At 66.8% G+C, this 16,426-nt stretch carries 17 protein-coding genes; 9 read left to right on the top strand and 8 right to left on the bottom strand.

Annotated features, from left to right (window positions below):
- The first annotated feature begins 349 nt into the window (after positions 1-349).
- From ACW5EG_RS07330 to ACW5EG_RS07350, 5 genes are all read left to right on the top strand, one after another.
- A complete protein-coding gene (locus tag ACW5EG_RS07330; RefSeq protein ID WP_457021163.1) occupies positions 350-859 on the top strand; it encodes a serine hydrolase in 510 nt (169 codons plus the stop codon).
- 9 nt (positions 860-868) lie between these two features.
- Positions 869-1,462 (top strand): serine hydrolase domain-containing protein, encoded by a 594-nt coding sequence (locus tag ACW5EG_RS07335; RefSeq protein WP_457021164.1) that lies wholly within the window; start codon positions 869-871, stop codon positions 1,460-1,462.
- A gap of 46 nt (positions 1,463-1,508) precedes the next feature.
- The gene (locus tag ACW5EG_RS07340; RefSeq protein WP_457021165.1) at positions 1,509-2,066 is read left to right on the top strand and encodes an MOSC domain-containing protein; all 558 of its coding nucleotides are present in this window, start codon (positions 1,509-1,511) and stop codon (positions 2,064-2,066) included.
- A gap of 201 nt (positions 2,067-2,267) precedes the next feature.
- Positions 2,268-3,380 carry a hypothetical protein gene (locus ACW5EG_RS07345; RefSeq protein ID WP_457021166.1) on the top strand — a complete coding sequence of 371 codons (1,113 nt, stop codon included), beginning with the start codon at positions 2,268-2,270 and terminating at the stop codon, positions 3,378-3,380.
- Positions 3,381-3,429: 49 nt separating this feature from the next.
- Positions 3,430-3,858 carry a hypothetical protein gene (locus ACW5EG_RS07350; RefSeq protein ID WP_457021167.1) on the top strand — a complete coding sequence of 143 codons (429 nt, stop codon included), beginning with the start codon at positions 3,430-3,432 and terminating at the stop codon, positions 3,856-3,858.
- Positions 3,859-3,897: 39 nt separating this feature from the next.
- On the opposite strand, the gene ACW5EG_RS07355 is transcribed toward ACW5EG_RS07350, so the two are convergent.
- The 3 genes from ACW5EG_RS07355 to ACW5EG_RS07365 are packed head-to-tail and all read right to left on the bottom strand — an operon-like array spanning position 3,898 to position 6,632.
- Positions 3,898-4,149 carry a hypothetical protein gene (locus ACW5EG_RS07355; protein WP_457018122.1) on the bottom strand — a complete coding sequence of 84 codons (252 nt, stop codon included), beginning with the start codon at positions 4,147-4,149 and terminating at the stop codon, positions 3,898-3,900.
- Positions 4,149-5,462 carry a TFIIB-type zinc ribbon-containing protein gene (locus ACW5EG_RS07360; protein ID WP_457021168.1) on the bottom strand — a complete coding sequence of 438 codons (1,314 nt, stop codon included), beginning with the start codon at positions 5,460-5,462 and terminating at the stop codon, positions 4,149-4,151. Before ACW5EG_RS07360 ends, ACW5EG_RS07355 begins: the two co-directional genes overlap by 1 nt.
- 18 nt (positions 5,463-5,480) lie before the next feature.
- The gene (locus tag ACW5EG_RS07365) at positions 5,481-6,632 is read right to left on the bottom strand and encodes an SPFH domain-containing protein (RefSeq protein WP_457021169.1); all 1,152 of its coding nucleotides are present in this window, start codon (positions 6,630-6,632) and stop codon (positions 5,481-5,483) included.
- A 171-nt stretch (positions 6,633-6,803) separates the two neighbouring features.
- Here ACW5EG_RS07365 and ACW5EG_RS07370 point away from each other — a divergent pair, with 171 nt between their 5' ends.
- From ACW5EG_RS07370 to ACW5EG_RS07385, 4 genes are all read left to right on the top strand, one after another.
- On the top strand, positions 6,804-7,010 hold the full coding sequence (locus ACW5EG_RS07370) for a hypothetical protein (protein WP_457021170.1): 207 nt from the start codon (positions 6,804-6,806) through the stop codon (positions 7,008-7,010).
- Between the two features lie 481 nt (positions 7,011-7,491).
- Positions 7,492-7,902, top strand: a complete 411-nt coding sequence (locus tag ACW5EG_RS07375) for a hypothetical protein (protein WP_457018139.1) — start codon at positions 7,492-7,494, stop codon at positions 7,900-7,902.
- Positions 7,899-9,386, top strand: coding sequence for an RAD55 family ATPase (locus ACW5EG_RS07380; protein WP_457021171.1), 1,488 nt, complete (start codon positions 7,899-7,901; stop codon positions 9,384-9,386). Before ACW5EG_RS07375 ends, ACW5EG_RS07380 begins: the two co-directional genes overlap by 4 nt.
- A 25-nt stretch (positions 9,387-9,411) precedes the next feature.
- Entirely contained in the window at positions 9,412-10,452 is a 1,041-nt protein-coding gene (locus ACW5EG_RS07385; RefSeq protein WP_457021172.1) for a sensor histidine kinase, read from the top strand.
- A 63-nt stretch (positions 10,453-10,515) separates the two neighbouring features.
- On the opposite strand, the gene ACW5EG_RS07390 is transcribed toward ACW5EG_RS07385, so the two are convergent.
- From ACW5EG_RS07390 to ACW5EG_RS07410, 5 genes are all read right to left on the bottom strand, one after another.
- Positions 10,516-10,959: an FKBP-type peptidyl-prolyl cis-trans isomerase gene (locus tag ACW5EG_RS07390; RefSeq protein WP_457021173.1), complete on the bottom strand. Its 444-nt coding sequence runs from the start codon at positions 10,957-10,959 to the stop codon at positions 10,516-10,518.
- Positions 10,960-11,069: 110 nt separating this feature from the next.
- Positions 11,070-12,335 carry a lipopolysaccharide biosynthesis protein gene (locus tag ACW5EG_RS07395; RefSeq protein ID WP_457021174.1) on the bottom strand — a complete coding sequence of 422 codons (1,266 nt, stop codon included), beginning with the start codon at positions 12,333-12,335 and terminating at the stop codon, positions 11,070-11,072.
- A gap of 99 nt (positions 12,336-12,434) precedes the next feature.
- Positions 12,435-13,817 (bottom strand): carbohydrate porin, encoded by a 1,383-nt coding sequence (locus ACW5EG_RS07400; RefSeq protein WP_457021175.1) that lies wholly within the window; start codon positions 13,815-13,817, stop codon positions 12,435-12,437.
- A 74-nt stretch (positions 13,818-13,891) separates the two neighbouring features.
- On the bottom strand, positions 13,892-14,650 hold the full coding sequence (locus ACW5EG_RS07405) for a transporter (protein WP_457018145.1): 759 nt from the start codon (positions 14,648-14,650) through the stop codon (positions 13,892-13,894).
- Between the two features lie 81 nt (positions 14,651-14,731).
- A complete protein-coding gene (locus ACW5EG_RS07410) occupies positions 14,732-16,345 on the bottom strand; it encodes a CoA transferase (protein ID WP_457018146.1) in 1,614 nt (537 codons plus the stop codon).
- Positions 16,346-16,426 lie beyond the last annotated feature (81 nt).

The raw sequence follows: 16,426 nt of genomic DNA on the forward strand, positions 1-16,426 counted from the left end.
ACGATAAATTCGATAGATGTCAGTCCTTCTAGTGCGCTTGACAAGAGGATCAGGGGCATAGAGCAGGTTCAAGGCGATCAGGGCGGGCGTTACGAACTAATTTTGTCCGAAGGAGACCGTGCTTCGGTGGATAGCGCCCGCTCGAGCGAATTGGAAGAAATACTTGGAGAGCGACGGTTTAACGCCTTGATAGAAAACGGCGCGCTACAGAGTCGACAGAGCCCCCCTGAGTTCTAAGGTGCGGGTTTGCCTCGTTGTTACCTTCTATCCTATGTCTCGAGTTGATGGGTCTAGAGCTGGAAACGCAAAGGTCGGCGACACGCCCGGGCGGGCGCAGCGGAGAAGCGTCATGCTGCGAAGCGTCGTGGTCATCGCATTGCTCGGCCTGGCGGGGCCACTCCAGGCGCAGCCGCATGGGGACGCGACGAAGCTGACGGAATTCAAGACGTTCGCGCAGGCCTACCGCGCCGAGCGGGGGATCCTCAGCCTGTCGTATGCCATCGTCAAGGACGGCCGGATCGTCGCGGCGGAGGGTTTCGGCTGGCAGGACCACGACGCCGAGGAGCCGACCACGCCGGACACCAGCTACCTGGTCGCCTCGATCAAGAAGACCTTCAGTGCGGCGACCCTGCTGGCGATGGATGCGGACGGCCTCATCGACCTGGACGATGCGTTCACCGACCTCTCCGACTGGCAGGATCGCTGCGAATGGCTGGCGACCAGCGGCAACATCTTCGGCGGTGGCACAACGCTGGATGATGGCTACGTGCCGCCGAGGATCGATTGCAGCGCACGCGTCAGCGTGCGCCAGGTGCTGCAGATGCGGGTCCTCGGCATGCCGGGGAGCAACTTCCTCTAGAACCCGATCGTGTTCGGCCGGTTGTCGAACTGGGTGGAGGAGAAGGCCGGGCAGCCGTTCGACCACTGGATGCGGCGTTACGTGATCGACAAGGCGGGGCTCGAGGACATCGCCGCCGGCTGGCGCGACGCGCGCGGCGCGATGGCGCTGGTACACCTGGCGCCGCCGTTCCGGATCGCCAAGGACGAGGAAGACGGCTGGGCGCCGTCGCCATTGCCGAACCCGGAGATGAATGCCTCCAGCGGCATCATCGCCAGCGCGAGAGGCCTGGCCGAGTACTCGCTGGCACTCGACCAGGAGCGCATCCTGCCCAGGGCGCTGCTGCAGCAGATGTGGACGCCGCCGACCGATCCCGACGGCACTCCGGCGAGCTATGCCTACGGGTGGTGGACCCAGCAATGGCGCGGCCAGCAGCTTGTGTGGCATGGCGGTTGGTGGCCCGATGCCTACGCCGGCCTGCTGCTGAAGGTGCCGGGCAGGGGCCTGACGCTGGTCGCGCTGGGCAATACCGAGGGCCTGCACTGGGGCAACCGCCTGCAGGTGGCGGAAGTGGAGAAGAGCGCGCTGGCGCTGAAATTCCTGGAGCTGGTTGCGGCGGATTGATGTCGGGCGCCAGTCGGGACGCAGAGGTGTTTGCAAAAGGTGCGATATGACAACGGGACAGAAGGAAGGCGTGGTCTCGGCGGTCAGCCGCAGCGCGCTGCACACGTTCGGCAAGACCCCCGTCGACGAGGTGCAGCTTCTGGCGGGGCTGGGTGTGGAAGGCGACGCGCACATGGGCGTTACGGTCAAGCATCGGTCACGGGTCCGGGTCGACGCGTCGGAGCCCAATCTGCGCCAGGTGCATCTGATCCACGCAGAGTTGCTCGACGAGCTGAATGTGCAGGGGTTCGATGTCGCTGCAGGACAGCTGGGCGAGAACATCACGACCAGGGGCATCGATCTGCTGGGCTTGCCGAAGGGAGCCCGGCTGCACCTGGGTGATGCGGCGGTGCTGGAGATCACGGGTCTGAGGAATCCGTGCAGACAACTTGACCGGCTGCGCCCCGGGCTCATGAAGGCGGTGCTCGAGCGTGGCGATGACGGCACGCTCAGGCGGAAGTCGGGCGTGATGGCTGTCGTGCTGACGGGCGGGTGCGTGCGCGTTGGTGACGGTATCCGGGTTGCTCTGCCAGACGGTCCGCTTGTTCCGCTCAAGTGCGTGTGAGGCGCACGCTCGGCGACAGCGACAATCCGTCGTGCCTTCTTGCCTGGCCGTGAGTTGTGCCCCCACTGTGCGTGTCGGCCGGCCAGTGTTTGGCTCGGGCCGGTCCAGGCCGGGGGTCACTCAAGCCTCAGCCCCGTTTTCCATGATGGTAGAGGTACGATCCCGCCGGCGGTCGACGCCATCGCGAAAGTAGGGGATCCGATGCTACAGATGATGGTGGGCTTCTCGGTCGGAATGTCGCTGCTGTTGGCCGCAGCCTTCGCGACTGGCTACCGCAACGCGCCGTTGCCGTGGCAGTCCCGCCTGGCGGGCTTCGTGATGCTCGCAGGGCTCGCGCTGACCCAGCTGGGGCATCTGGGGATGATCGCGCAGGCAGGCGACGCGCTGCCTGTGCGCCGCTATGTGGTCGTCCTGTTTCTGCAGTCGCTGGGGTTCTACTGGCTGTTGCTGGGCGTGTTGCGTCCGGAGGGCGCCTGGCGCCGGGTGGAATGGGCGCTGCCGGTGCTGGCGCTGGTGGTCGCACTTGCCGTGCCGCTGGCATGGGCCATTCCGGCGGCGCTGCTGATGGGCACCGCCTTCGCGCTGCACCTGTCCGTGCTGGTCTATCGCCTGCGCGTGTTACGGCGCTGGTTTGCGCTGGAGTTGAAGGTGTTGGCGCTGTTCGGCGCGATGGCGTTGGCGGTGGCGACTACGGGCCTGCTGGCGCCCCACAGCTTCGGCTGGGATGCCTACGCGTGGACGTACACGGTGCTGATCGCGCTGGGGTTCGGCCTGGTCGGCTGGCTGCTGTTGGCCGTGCCGGACATCGTGCCGAAGGCGCGCGAGGCCGTGGCGGTGGCCTACGCGCAGTCCACGCTCACTCGCGTGGATCGCGAGGCGATGGCCGCGCGGCTGCGTCAGGTGTTCGAGGTCGACCAGGCGCATCGCGCCGAGTCGCTGAGCCTTGCGGCCGTGGCCGACCTGCTGGGTCTCAATGGGCACCAGCTGTCGGAACTGGTCAACACCGAGTTCGGCATGGGCTTCCCCAGGCTGGTGCGGCGGTACCGGGTGGAGACCGCGCAACGGATGCTGGTGGAGGAGCCGCGCGTCGGTGCTGTCGGTGGGCATGGCGTCGGGCTTCAATTCGCAGTCCAGCTTCTACGTTGCGTTCAAGGAGCAGGTGGGCGAGGTGCCAGGCGCATATCGGCAGCGGATGCTGGCGGTGAGCGGCGCACCCGACCTTCCGGAATGATCACTCTGGACATGGATAAGCCCTTGATCCTGCGTGGATCGGGGTGCGACTTGTTCCGGAATTATCTTTCCGGAGGCCCATGACGGGCACACCGGGTCAAGTTGGCGTCACTCCCAACCCGGAGCGACACCCATGCTTGAACTCGGAGATTTCGTCATGACGCATCTTGCCTACGGCCTCTACCTCACCATTTCCATCGGGATGACCATCTGGGTGGCGCGCGCCCTGTCCAGCAATGGCGAGGTCTTCCTGGTCCGCTGCTTCGGCCAGGACACCGAGCTGGCCGCCTCCACCAATCGCCTGCTGGTCATCGGCTTCTATCTGGTCAACCTGGGCTTCATCAGCTACCGGCTGGGCAACTGGCAGGTCGACACGATCAGCCTGATCCCCGAGGTCGGCTCCCGCGTGGGCATCAGCCTGCTGGTGCTAGGCCTGATGCACTTCCTCAACATGATCCTGATCGCGAAGTTCGGCCGGGCGGTCAAGGCCTGGGCGCGTGACCAGGCGGACGATGGCCAGGCACGCCGGGACGGTCGCGTTGGCCCGCCACCGCTGGGCTGAGAAAGAAGGACGGGGTCGTGCACGTCGCAGGGCAACGCGTCACTCAGCGACCCGCTTCACCCTGTGCCGATACGCCTTCACATTGTCCCCACTGATGCGCGTCGCCTGCGTCCCCCTCACTTCGCTCACCTTGCGCTCCGACCCGGTCACTGGCTTGGCATCCACGGTCGTCTCGCGCTCGAAGGCATGCGATTTGTCGGTGTTGCGGTAGTGCCGATAGATGGCCCAGTACAGCGCAGCAGCGCCGGCCGGGCCGAGGGCGAGCAGCCAGAGTCCACCGTCGTCGCTCATTACTGCATTCCTATGATGATCAGGGCGACGGCTTCCAGGATCGTGCCGGCGGTGAGCGCAGCCAGCAGCAGCTTCCACGGCTGCACCGGTACGCTGCCCATGGTTTCTCCGGTGCGGCCGTTCACCGCGATGTAGTGCAGCATGCCGCCATTGGCACCGGGCTGGTGGTAGGAGTACAGCCACACCGGCAGGTACATCGCCACCCAGCGCGTGCCCTGTACGTCCAGGCGTTCGGTTTCCCAGCGCACGCCGCGGTCGAAACGGCGCACCGACGGCTCGACCTGGGAGCGGGCGATCGAAAGCAGCTGGTCCTCCAGGCGCGGGTGGAGGTGCTCCACGTCGCTGTCGCGCTTCTCGGAGGTGAAGCCCGACAGGTAGGACGCGTTCCACTTCACCGCGTTCTTGGTATCGAAGGGCAGGATGGTGTTGATGATGTTGTTGGTGTTTACGTTCGCGTCCAGCTTGCTGCGTTCGCGCGATGATTCCAGCGGCAGGTCGTCCACGGTGAAGTCTACGTGCCGATCCAGCTGGTACACATCGGCGTCGTAGTACGTCTGCTTCTTGTCGCCGGTGCCCTGGGTGTAGCGCCGGGTTTCGATTTCGCCCTGGCCAACCACGCTGGCGCTCGCCTTGCCGTCGACGATCATGTACGGCAGGTACACGCCCACCACGTTCTCGGGCGTGAACTCTTGCTTGAAGACCTTCAGCGCGAACATCCGCCGCTTGTCCACGAACTGGCGGATGCGCGCCACCGCGTCTTCCTTCTTGATGCGGAAGGGCAGCACGGCGTCGGGCACAGCGCCGTTCGCCACCTGTTCGTTCACGCCGAAGACGTGTCGGCACCAGTGGCAGCGCGCCGTCATCGAACTTTCCGTGTTGACGGTAACCTCGGCGCCGCAGCCGGTGCACTTGAAGCTCATGAGGCTGGTGGCGTCGGCTGCGATGGCCTGCGCTCCGGACGCAATCACGGTGCCCTGCAGCTCGTCGAGACCGACCCCGAGTCCGAAGGCCTCTTCGACGCCCTCGCCATGCCACTCATTGCGGCAGAACAGGCAGATCAGCATGTCGGTGCCGGGACGCTGCCGGATGTCGGTGGCGCCGCATTTCGGGCAGTGGTTCTGGCCGTCCTTGAGCTCGTCGGAGGCCGTATCGATGGCGACCGGGTCGGGCGCCAGGATTTCGTCGCGGATCGGGTCGGGCAGGGTGGCCGGGTCCACCGGGAAACTGCCCGGGGGCGGCGGCACGTCCTGCGGCGAGCCGGGCCCGATGGCGGGCGGCAAGGGCGGCGGCGTGGGAACCGTGTGTCTGGACATCGTGGAAGCCAACCCGCCTTACAGGCCCAGCGTCTTGGCTTTGAGCGCGTCGTAATCGCCCTGCGTGATCAGGCCGAGGTCGAGCATCTGCTTGGCCTTCGTGAGCTTGGCGATCGGGTCATCGGCCGCCGGCGCGGCCGGTGCCACTGGCTGCTGCAGGGTGCCGACGCCGCCGAGCATGCCCGTCGCCATGCCGACGCCCACCAGGCCTGCCGCACCGCCATTCTCGCCGGCAGACTGCACGCCTGCGGCGACGCTGGCCTGAAGGTTGGAATTGCCGCGGGCACCAGCCAGCGCATCGGCGCGCTGCACGGTCTTGAGCAGTTCCCTTGTGTTGGGGTCGTACTCGATGGAAATGATGGCGGTCTTGACGATGGCCAGGCCGCGGTCGGAGCTCCACTGGTAGGCGTGCTCGACCGCCGCCGACAGGCTCTGGGCGAAGCCCACGGAGTCCTGCTGCAGCTTCGTGATCCGGTTGCCCTTGCCCGGATCGTTCGTGTACAGGCTGAAGGCCGGCGCGAGCGAACCCACCACTTCGTTGAACAGCTGGGTGGCAGCGGGGTTGTCGATGTCGGTGAAATCGAAGACCTGGCCGGGCTGCAGGTATTTGGCTGGCACGAAGTTTTTCACGAACAGGATGGGATCGGTGATTTTGAGCGTGTACGATCCGCGCGTCACCGCGCCGACCTGCGTGTTGAGGAAGCCATCGTCCCAGTAGATTTCCGACTGGGTGCCGAAGCGGTTGTCCGGCAGTTCCTTCAGCGAGACGAAGAATGCGAGTTGCTGGCCGCCGGGCTGGCCGCCGAACTTGAAGCGCTCCCAGCTCTGCTTGATCAACGAGGACACCAGGCCGTCGCCGACAAACACGGACTTGGAATTGATGTCGTCCGAGCGCCATTCGTAGCCGCCCGGTTCCGCTGCGAAGCCGGTGATGGCGCCGTCCTGGAACAGCAGCAGCCCGTAGCCTTCGGGTACGACGATCTTCGACCCGTTGGTGATGATGTTCGAGGAGCCCTTGGTGTTCGAGCCGCGACCGGCATTGGTGCCATTCGGCACGGCGGCAAACAGCGCGGCCGTAGCCGGCAGACCGGCCGGCACCGTGTAGAAGTCCTTCCACTGGTCGGCCAGCACGCCACCCACCGCACCCGCCACCGCTTGCACAAGACCCATGACGTCTCTCCGTTAGTCGCGGCCGGTGGGGTACCGGCCATGCGCGCCAGACTATACATCCCGGCAATAGCGGGATCAGGCTCACCTGCCCGGGCAGACCCGATCTTCGCGGGGCGGTGGGCAGGCGTGACGCAGCGAATCGCCGGGTCACGGGTTCGACCACGGGCGGACGTGGCGAAGTTCATCGAGAAGGTCATCGGGCGACTCAAGGGCCTGAAAGCCGCCAAACCGGCCACGCTCAAAACGCTGAAATCCTCCCTGACTTCCTGGGCGCTACCGGGACTGGATGCACCCGCCGTGTCGCAGGTACTTGCAACCCTCGTGGACCGCAAGGTCAGCTCCGTCCAGGGCACGAAGGTGTCGTATCAATTCAAGTGATGTCGCACCCAACCGCGAAGAATGCGTCACGCTGATGGCGCACCTGCTGGCTGGGTTGTTGGGCAATCGTAGAGTGGGGTGCGTCCCGGCGCGGGGCCCTCCATTCGTCCAGCGTTGTTGGCAAGGGCGGTGTGCCTGGGACGTCTGGACACCCCGCATCGCATACATGGCGCCCTGCGTGCACATGACCCCGATCAGTTCCCGCGCCGGCCAGGCCGGTGGCGCGAGCAGAGCTCATCCAGCAGCCCGCGCAAAACGTCACCACTCCTTCGCAATCGATGGATGAGTGGGAACGTCGCAACCGCGAGTCGATGGAGATCCTTCGCGAGACGACGCCCGAGATCGACTTGGCGCCCTGACACCAGCCGGATCCATGCACGGCGCTGCGTCGCCGGCTTTGCGCTCCTGTTGGGCATGCCGTAGGATGCAGGCGACCCGCATTGCGGGTATCAGGTGGCAAATGCCAGTCCAAGTGCACCAAGTGGACATTGTGCTGCGCCACATCGTTGCAGAAGGGCATGGTATCGAAGCCATCTGCGACCGGACGGTCGTGCTCTGGACCGAAGTAGCGCGCGCGCTCGTTCCCATCATCGGCCAGGACGGCATGTCCGCGCTGTACGATCGCGCCCTGCACCTGGCAGCGGCCAAGCACCGGTGGCTGGAACAGGCGCGGAGCGTTGACGCGGGCAGCGAACCCCCGGCCTTCCCCATGCTGGCACGCGCCGCCTCCGGGCAAGCGGTGGACGACGCGATCGCGGCGGTCACCACCCTCTTTGAAACCTTCGACCGCCTGCTGGTCAACCTGATTGGTGCATCGCTCACCGGGCGTTTGCTGAAGCCAGTCTGGGACGTCCCGTCCGCCGGCCCCACCCGACAGGACACTGCCCCATGAACAGCCAGAACGCGACCATCCGACGCTTGTCCACCGGCGTCAGCGGCCTCGACGGCATCCTCGGTGGCGGCATCCCGGAGTTCTCCTTCAACCTCATCGCCGGATCGCCGGGTGCGGGCAAGACCACGCTCGCGCACCAGATGATGTTCGCGATGGCGACGCCGGAGCGGCCTGCGCTGTATTTCACCGTGCTCGGCGAGCCGGCGCTGAAGATGCTGCGCTACCAGCAGCAGTTCGACTTCTTCGATGCGGAGCAGATCAACTCGTCGATCCGCTTCGTCAACCTCGCCGCCGACACCGCCAACGGCGACCTGGACAAGGTGCTCGCGCGCATCATCGAGGAAGTACGCACCCATGCCCCGGGCTTCGTGTTCGTGGATTCGTTCCGCTCGGTGATCCTCGCAGGCCAGGGCAAGGGCGAGGCCTTCCTGTCGCTGCAGGAGTTCATCCAGCGTCTGGGGATCCTGCTGACCAGCTGGGAGGCGACCACCTTCCTGCTGGGCGAGTACTTCAGCGACGCCGACCCCAATCCCATCTTCACCGTGGCCGATGGCCTGATCTGGCTGCGCCAGAGCGTGCAGCGCAACTCGGTGGTGCGCAAACTCGAAATCGTGAAGATGCGCGGGCAACCGACCTTGCCCGGGCTGCACACGTTCCGCATCACGCAGGGAGGGCTCAAGGTTTTTGCGCCGCCGCCACGCATCCCGCTTGCTTCAAGTGCGATCGATGAGGTCTCGCCGCTCGAGGACCGTCGCAGCGTAGGCGTCCCCGGCCTGGACGACATGCTGGGTGGCGGCTTGCCTCGCGGATATTCGCTGCTGGTCGCGGGACCCTCGGGATCGGGCAAGAGCATCCTCGCCACGTCGTTCCTGGCCGAGGGCGCGCGCCAGGGCGAGACCGGCGTGATCGCGGCTTTCGAGCAGCGTTCCCGGCAGTCGCGCGGGGCCACGATCGCCGGGCTGATCGAGGCCGGCCGCATCGGCGTCATCGACACCCAGGCGGCGACGCTGTCGGTGGACGAGATCGCCCTGCTGCTGATCGAGGAAGTGCAGCGGCTGAAGGCGACGCGCGTGGTCATCGATTCGCTGTCCGGTTTCGAACTTGCGCTCGCGCCGACGTTCCGTGATGACTTCCGGGAGTCCCTGGCGCGGCTGGTGTCGGCGCTGGCGGACACCGGCGCCACGGTGCTGATGACGTCGGAGCTCGAGGACCGCTACAACGAACTCAGCTTCAGCCCTTATGGCACCGCCTTCCTCACCGACGCGATCATCGTGCAGCGCTACATCGAAGTGGACAGCCGGCTGGAGCGCGTGCTTGCCGTGGTCAAGGTCCGTGGCAGCGCGCACTCGCACGACCTGCGCCTGTTCGACATCGATGCTGAAGGCCTCCAGCTGGGCGAACGCCTGGCCGGCCACGAAGGCCTGCTGGGCGGCCGCCCCACGCGCGCGACCGGGACCGGGTCAGCGGGCGCGCCGCAGGAATGAACGCGACACGACCGCCGGGGGCCACATGAGCGGGCAGGATTCCCCTTCGCGGACCGCGGCGTCGATCCAGTCCCTGGTCGCGCTGGAGGCCGACGCGGTGAAGCTGCGCGCGGAGGTCGCGGGACTGCAAGCCGAACTCGCCGCCCTGCGCGGCCGCACGCCACTGCGCAGCGAGAGTGACGTGCTCGAGGCCAATGAACAGCTGGTCCTGGCGGCAATGCGGGCCCAGGCCGTCGCCGAGAACGCCGCAGCCCTTCGACTCCCCCGCCAGGCCGCCGCCCGGGCGCGCAACCATGACCTGCAGGAAGCCAACAGCCAGCTGGTGACTTCCAGCCTGCATGCACAGGAACAGGAAGCACAGGCGCAGCAAGCGCACGCGCAGGCGCTCGCTTCGATGGCGACGGCGGCCCACGAGCTGCGCAATCCGCTATCGCCCATCAGGCTGGCTGCCGAAATGCTGGGCGAGGCACGCGGGGACCTGAAGCGGTTCACCCGGCTCCGCGACATCATCGAATCGGAGGTCGTGCACCTCGTCCGCCTGGTTGACGATCTGCTCGACGGGTCGCGGCTGGCCAGCGGCAAGCTCCGCCTGGAGCGTGCGGACACCGGGCTTGCCCAGGTGCTGGAGATTGCCGTGGAGACGTGCCGCCCGGTGATCGAGTCACGGCGGCAGCAACTTGAGGTCGTACTGCCGCCGGGCGATGCCATGCACCTGCACGCCGATCACACCCGCCTGGTGCAGGTGTTCACCAACCTGCTCGACAACGCCTCGAAGTACACCCCCGAGGGCGGCCGCATCGACCTGGTGGCGACCCGAACCCCCGGCGCGCTCACAGTCCGCATCCAGGACACCGGCAACGGCATATCGGCCGGTGCGCTGCTTCACATCTTCGACCTGTTCTTCCAGGAGACCGCCGCCGCTGCGCTGCGCCCCGGTGGACTCGGCATCGGCCTGGCCATCGTGCGCGAGCTGGTGGAGGCGCACGACGGCACGGTCGTGGCCAGCAGCGGCGGCGAGGGCCAGGGGAGCACGTTCGAGGTGACGCTGCCGGTGGATGCCTCGTAGCCGCGCGCGGTAGTTCCGGCTCTAATCGCAAGGCTAGGGTTTCTCAAGGCAGACAGCGCGGGCTTATCTCCGGATATCCAGCAATTCCACCTCGAATACCAGCGATGCGCCCGGCGGGATCAGCTTGCCGGCGCCATCCGCGCCGTAGCCGAGGAATGCGGGGACATGCAGCTCGCGCGTCCCGCCACGCTGCATGCCCGCGACGCCCTCGTCCCAGCCCCGGATGACCCGGCCAGCGCCAAGCGGGAACACGAAGGGCTGGCCGCGATCGTGCGAACTGTCGAACTTGGCGCCACGCTTGTCGGGCGCGTTTTCGTCGTAGAGCCAGCCGGTGTAGTGCACGCTGACCTCGTCACCGGAAGCAGCGGCAGGGCCTTCCCCCGTCGTCACGTCGATGCGCTGCAGTTCGGCCACGTCGCCTCCGGTATAGGGCGGAGGGCCACCGCAGGCGACGAGCAGCAGCAGGACAGACAGGATGACGGCGTGGCGGAGCGGGCGATAGGTCATGTGAAGTGGCGCGATGGATGGAGCGACAGGATAGCCGTGTGCCCTCCATCACGCCGCAGCGGTGAAATGGCTGGCATTGACGTCTGCACTCCGTCCTTGGGTTTGCACAGCTAGCCATCGCGCGGTCGCAGGTTCCTCAACCCGAGGTGTGCCAGCCGCGCCAGCCAGCCATACATGAAACCGTTCGCCAGCGCGTACGAAAGCGCCGCACCGGTGGCCCCGTAACGCGGCACCAACAGCACCAGCAACACGAACTGCAGGGACGCCGCCATCGCGACGACCCACATGATCGGGCGGTTCTCGCCACGGTGCTTCAGGTAAGTGGGACCCATGGCCAGCACCGTGCTGAGCGCCGTGCTCAAGGCCAGTATGCGCAGTGCGGTCGTGCCTTCGTCCACAAACTCGGCATGGAACAGGCCGAGCAACATGGGCGCGAATGCGAACACCAGCAGGAGGTAGCCCAGCAAGGGTGCCGCCAGCCAGCGCAGGCGCGCCATCCTCAGGCGCTGGATGCCGTCGATGTTGCCCTGATCGAGCAGCAAGGACAGTTTGCTGCCATAGACCCGATTGGTCGCCGTAGCCAGGATCTGTGCCATCGCGGCGGTACCGAGCGCGGCGGCGAACGCGCCCACCGCGCTGGCCGAGGGCTGGAACGCCTCCATCGCCACGATCCCTGCCTGGGCCAGCACGGCCAGCGATACCCGATAGATCCAGAAGGGTCGCGCCCCGGATGCCCAGGCCGCCGCATCCTCCACCGGCCGCACCGCCCGCGTGGAGGCGGAAAACACACGGCGCAGCTGGCCGCCCATCAGCGCCAGCGCGAAGCACCACGACACGCCCCAGGCCGCGACGGCCCACCACGCCTGCATCGCTGGCGCGAACGAGAGCAGGATGCAGACCAGCAACAGTGCAACGCCCGGGACGACCACGCGGAACACCACCGTGGCGGCCACGGCACGGCCCGCCGCCGCCAGCACCTCCAGCGCCAGATGCACAAGCGCGCCGGCCGGCAGTGCGAGGCAACTCACGGTGATTGCAATGCGTGCCTGCAGGGACAGGCCGTCCGCGCTCCAGGTGATGGCGGCAACTACCGTTGCCACCGGCAGGCAGGCAATCAGGATCCGCCGACTCGAGAATCGCCAGTAGCCATGCAGCCGTGCCCATTCGCCACGCTTGAACAAGGGCGGCAGCAGTGCCAGCGCATACTTGTCGAAGCCTTGCGGGACGAAGCTCACCATCAGGATGAACACCGCCGAGGCGACGACATAGGCCTCGAAGCCATCCACGCCCAAAGCTCTGGCCACAAGAATTCCCAGGCCGTAGGACAGCAGTTGTCCAGACAGGGCCAGCAACACCAGTCGCGATTCCCACTTCATTCCGGTCACTGACGCCGACCGCGGGAGGACTCCGGCCAGGATCCGGTTCCGGCAGGCCGGGCCGGAACCAGCATCGTCAGCGCCTCCGCCTGCCCGGCATCAGAACGTGAGCCGTCCACGCAGGCTGACCACCCAGACCGCGTCCGCCGTGCTGAGCGCCGGATCGACCTGCACCTGCAGGTCCGGAGTGATGGCGAGGTTGGGGGTGAGGTGGAAACGATAGAACACCTCGGCGGTGTACTGGTTTCGCAACTGCGGATTGGCCGGCTTCAAGCCACCCACGGCCACGCCAAACAGGTCCGAGAAGTGTTCGGTCGGCCGCCAGCCGATGCCGACCGCCGCGTTGCGGTCCACGAACCACCCGTCCGACCAGCCGGCACGGGCGAACCACATCAGGTTCGCGCCGGCCATGTAGTTGGCGTTGAAAACCAGCCCGCGCGCGCGCGGCAGCCCACCTTCCTCGGCTTCCTTGTACCAGGCGGTGAAGTGGATGTTGTTTGCGTCCATCGCCGCGCGCGCGTGGATCGGCGTGCGGGTCCGACCCAGGGAGGTGACGCCGACTTCGAGCATGTAGAACCGCTCGTTCTTCTCGAAGAAATCCCCGATCGTGCTGCCGGTATCACTGCTGTGCACGGTGAATACGCCCGGCTTGATGTACAGCCCACCGGTGGTCGGGTACCAGGCTGCGACTGCGCCGAATCCCCGCAGAGGCGAGGCAATGCTGGGACTGGTCGAGAATGCCTGGGTCAGGAACTGGCGGTTGTCGTCGAAGAACGGATACGCGTTGAGAAAGTTGGGCGCGAAGATCTTTCCGATCGTGTACTGGAAGCGGTTGTCGGCCAGGTTCTGGCGGATATAGGCTTGGGTCACGCCCAGGCTGAAATCACCGTAGGTGGCCGCGGTGGGGATCATCGAGCCCGTGGACATGCCGGCGTGCAGCGGCGCCAGGTCGGTGCCGATCGGACGGCGGTCTTCGACAGCCACGTCGAACGACAATGCGTTGGCCTGGCCGCGGTTGAAAAGATCGTAGGAAAAATTGAGTGTCAGCTTGCTGCCCACCGCGTTGTGCTCGTCGACGAGGCTGCGGGAGTAGTTCTGCCACAGCATCATCCACGAGCCGCCGAAGGTCAGGCCGGTGTTTTCGCGCACCTGGTTCTTCCATGCGAACCATGATTCCAGGGAAGTCGGGCTGCGCATCCAACCGGTGGGCTGCGCGGTGTCTTCCTGCAGGTCGCCCTGCACCGACATCGAGGTGTCGAGCAGGTCTGGATAAAGCTCATACGCCGCCTCGTCGCCCAAGGTCAGGTCGAGCGGTGCGGGCGATCCGGCCGTCGGCTCGGCCTGCTGGGCCGCGGCGATGCCGGGCACCAGGATGCACCAGGCTGCGACGGCGAGGGCGTGCCGGCGCCGCGCGCGATGCGAAGGCGGTCCGTCGTGCAAGGAGGAGGCCGCGGGATAGCGCGTGTCGCTTTGCGTGGACATCTCATCCTCCCGAAACGTGGGGTGCGACCATCGCAGCGGGCGGCGGAAACGTGCGGGGCCGGCGCTGTCGCGGGTCATCTGGGGAACAGCAGGGTGACGGTGAACCGCGCGCCCCACTCGGGGCCGAGCGCGGGCGTTTCGGCGAAGTAGCTGACGCCGAGCTGGTAGCTCACCAGCTGGGTTCCGACGCTCGAGACCTTCGAGTAGAACAGGCTCACCGGCACGGTCCACTGGCTGTCCTTCCAGTCGTAGCTGGACTCCAGGCTCACTGACACCGTGCGCCCCTGGCCGAGCCCGCGCGACAGGAACGGCTGCAGGAACGTCGCGCTGATGTCGTCGCGGCTGCTTTCACCGGCGAACGACCACATGTGGTTGACCAGCGCACCGTAGGTCCAGCCCGTGGAAGACTGCTTCAGCGCGACGGCGGTCGGACCTGCGGCCCACTTCTCGGCGCCGAGGAGGTCGTCGCTGGCGGTCGGCAGGCGCAGCACAGGGCCAACGCCCCAGGTCCAGCCCGAGGCGGTCAGCGCCTCGGGCGAGAAGAACAGGCTCTGCACCACGTCGCCGGTCCCGAACTGGCTCCCGGCGCCGGGGAAAAGGCCCTCCTGGTACACCACCGGGATGATGGTGCGCGAGATCAGGTTCCAGTCCTCACCGATGGACATCGGGATCACCGGCTGCACGTTGAGGAACGTGCGCGAGCCATCGTCGCCAACGCCGATGCCGTCGTGGTAGTTGAACTGCAAGGGCACGCTGGTCAGGCTGGAGATCGGGTTGGAGAGCTGCTGGGCGAGCTGGTCCGCATCCTGTGCGGCAGCATGCGACGGGGCCATGCCCGCTGTCGCCGCGACGGCGAGGGCCAGTATCCCGGTCCGCGCCGCGGGGGGCGGTGCGCATCGGGAGGCGGGCATGGCTCAGCCCTCCCAGCGGGGCAGGTCGCCGCCGCGTACGGCCACCAGCGGCTCGCGCCAGCGCCCGGGCGTCTTCGTCAGCCGGACCTGCGGCACCAGGCGCTCCACGCGCCCGTATGGCGATTGCCCCGCCATGGTTTCCGGCGGGGCCATGCGGTTGTTCGGCCGCGCGGCATCGAAGTCGATACCGGGGAAATGGCCCAGGCTCTGGAACCACATCGCCGCCCGGGAGAGGTTGACGCGCACGTGCCAGCTGCCGCCTTCGGTCGCCTGGCGCCGCAGCGCGGCGAGGATGCCGGCCGCGCCGATGTAACCGGTGATGTAGTCGTTCATCACCAGGGTAGGGGGGAAGCGCGGCACGCCGGTGCCGCCACCCTCGATGATGGTGAAGCCGGTGGTGGATACGCCTTCCATGTCGAACGCGGCGCGGTCTGCCCAGGGACCTTCCCAGCCATAGCCCCGCACCGACAGGTAGACGATGCCCGGCCGTCGCGACGCGACTTCCTCTGCGCCGAAGCCCAGCCGCTCCATCGAGCGGCCCCGGAAGCCCTCGATGAATACGTCCGTTTCGGGCAACAGGCCGGTGAAACGCTGGTGCTGTGCCTGGTTGCGCAGGTCCACCCAGGCCGAGCGCATGCCGACGTTGACATCGATCACCAGTCCCTCGTGCTCGAAGCTCTGGTCGCGGGCGATGTGCAGCACGTCGGCGCCGTACTCGGCCAAGGTGCGTGCCGCGGTCGTGCCGGCGATCACGTGTGTGCACGAGATCACCTTGAGGCCCGACAGCGGGCGGGTCGCCTGGGATGCGAACTCCCTGGGCGGAGCCTCGCCGACCTTGACCAGTTCGATCAGCGGCGTGCCCGCCAGGTACTGGCCCTGCGGATGGGCGAGCCACTCCTCGCGGGTGCGATGCAGCGCGGCCACGGCGTTGTTGGCGGCCAGCGTGTCCTCGAGTTCCTGTCCGTCCCACTTCTTCACCGCGGCGCGGATCGCCGCTGAATCCGGCGGGGTCTTGAGCACGTTGAGCACGCGATCCATCAGATGCGGGTAGATGCCCGTCAGGTTGATGTATCGGTCATCGCGAGTCTCGAATGCCTGGAAGGAAAGCGGATTGTCGAGGCCGAGCGGGGCCTGCAACATCAGGCCGTTGACGCTCGGCTTCCACGCGGTGAGGGAGGCGGGCACCGGGTCGCTCGCCGGGATCATCCCGGCTGCCTGCAGCTTGCCGTGGACCATGCCGATCAATGGATTGACGTTCCATACCGACTGGCGCAGGTCCACGGTCAGGTCCTGGCCTTCGCCGGTGCGATGCCGCCAGATTGCCGCGGCACCCAGCCCGGCCGCCATCGCGGGAATCGCCATGCAGGCGCCTATCCGGAAATGGCTGCGCAGGAGCGGGTCGGAGCCTGTGAACTCGACCCGGCCGCCGGCGTCGGCGGGACTGCCGCCGATGTCGCGCATGAACTCCGCGAACCCTGTGTCGATATCGAAGGTCGTGGATGGCTGCGGCTCGGCCGCGAGGGCATGCAGCGGGAAATGCAGCGCCAACGCGGCGCCGATGGCGGCGCCGGAGCCGGCTTTGAGTAGGGAACGGCGATTCGGATCATGCTGCGACATGAGCTTCTCCTGGAGGCGCGTGCTGAACCGTTGGACGGATGCTGACGGAGCGTCGTCTGGAGCCAATCGCGGAATCTGTGA

The sequence above is a fragment of the Luteimonas sp. A611 genome (assembly GCF_054072715.1).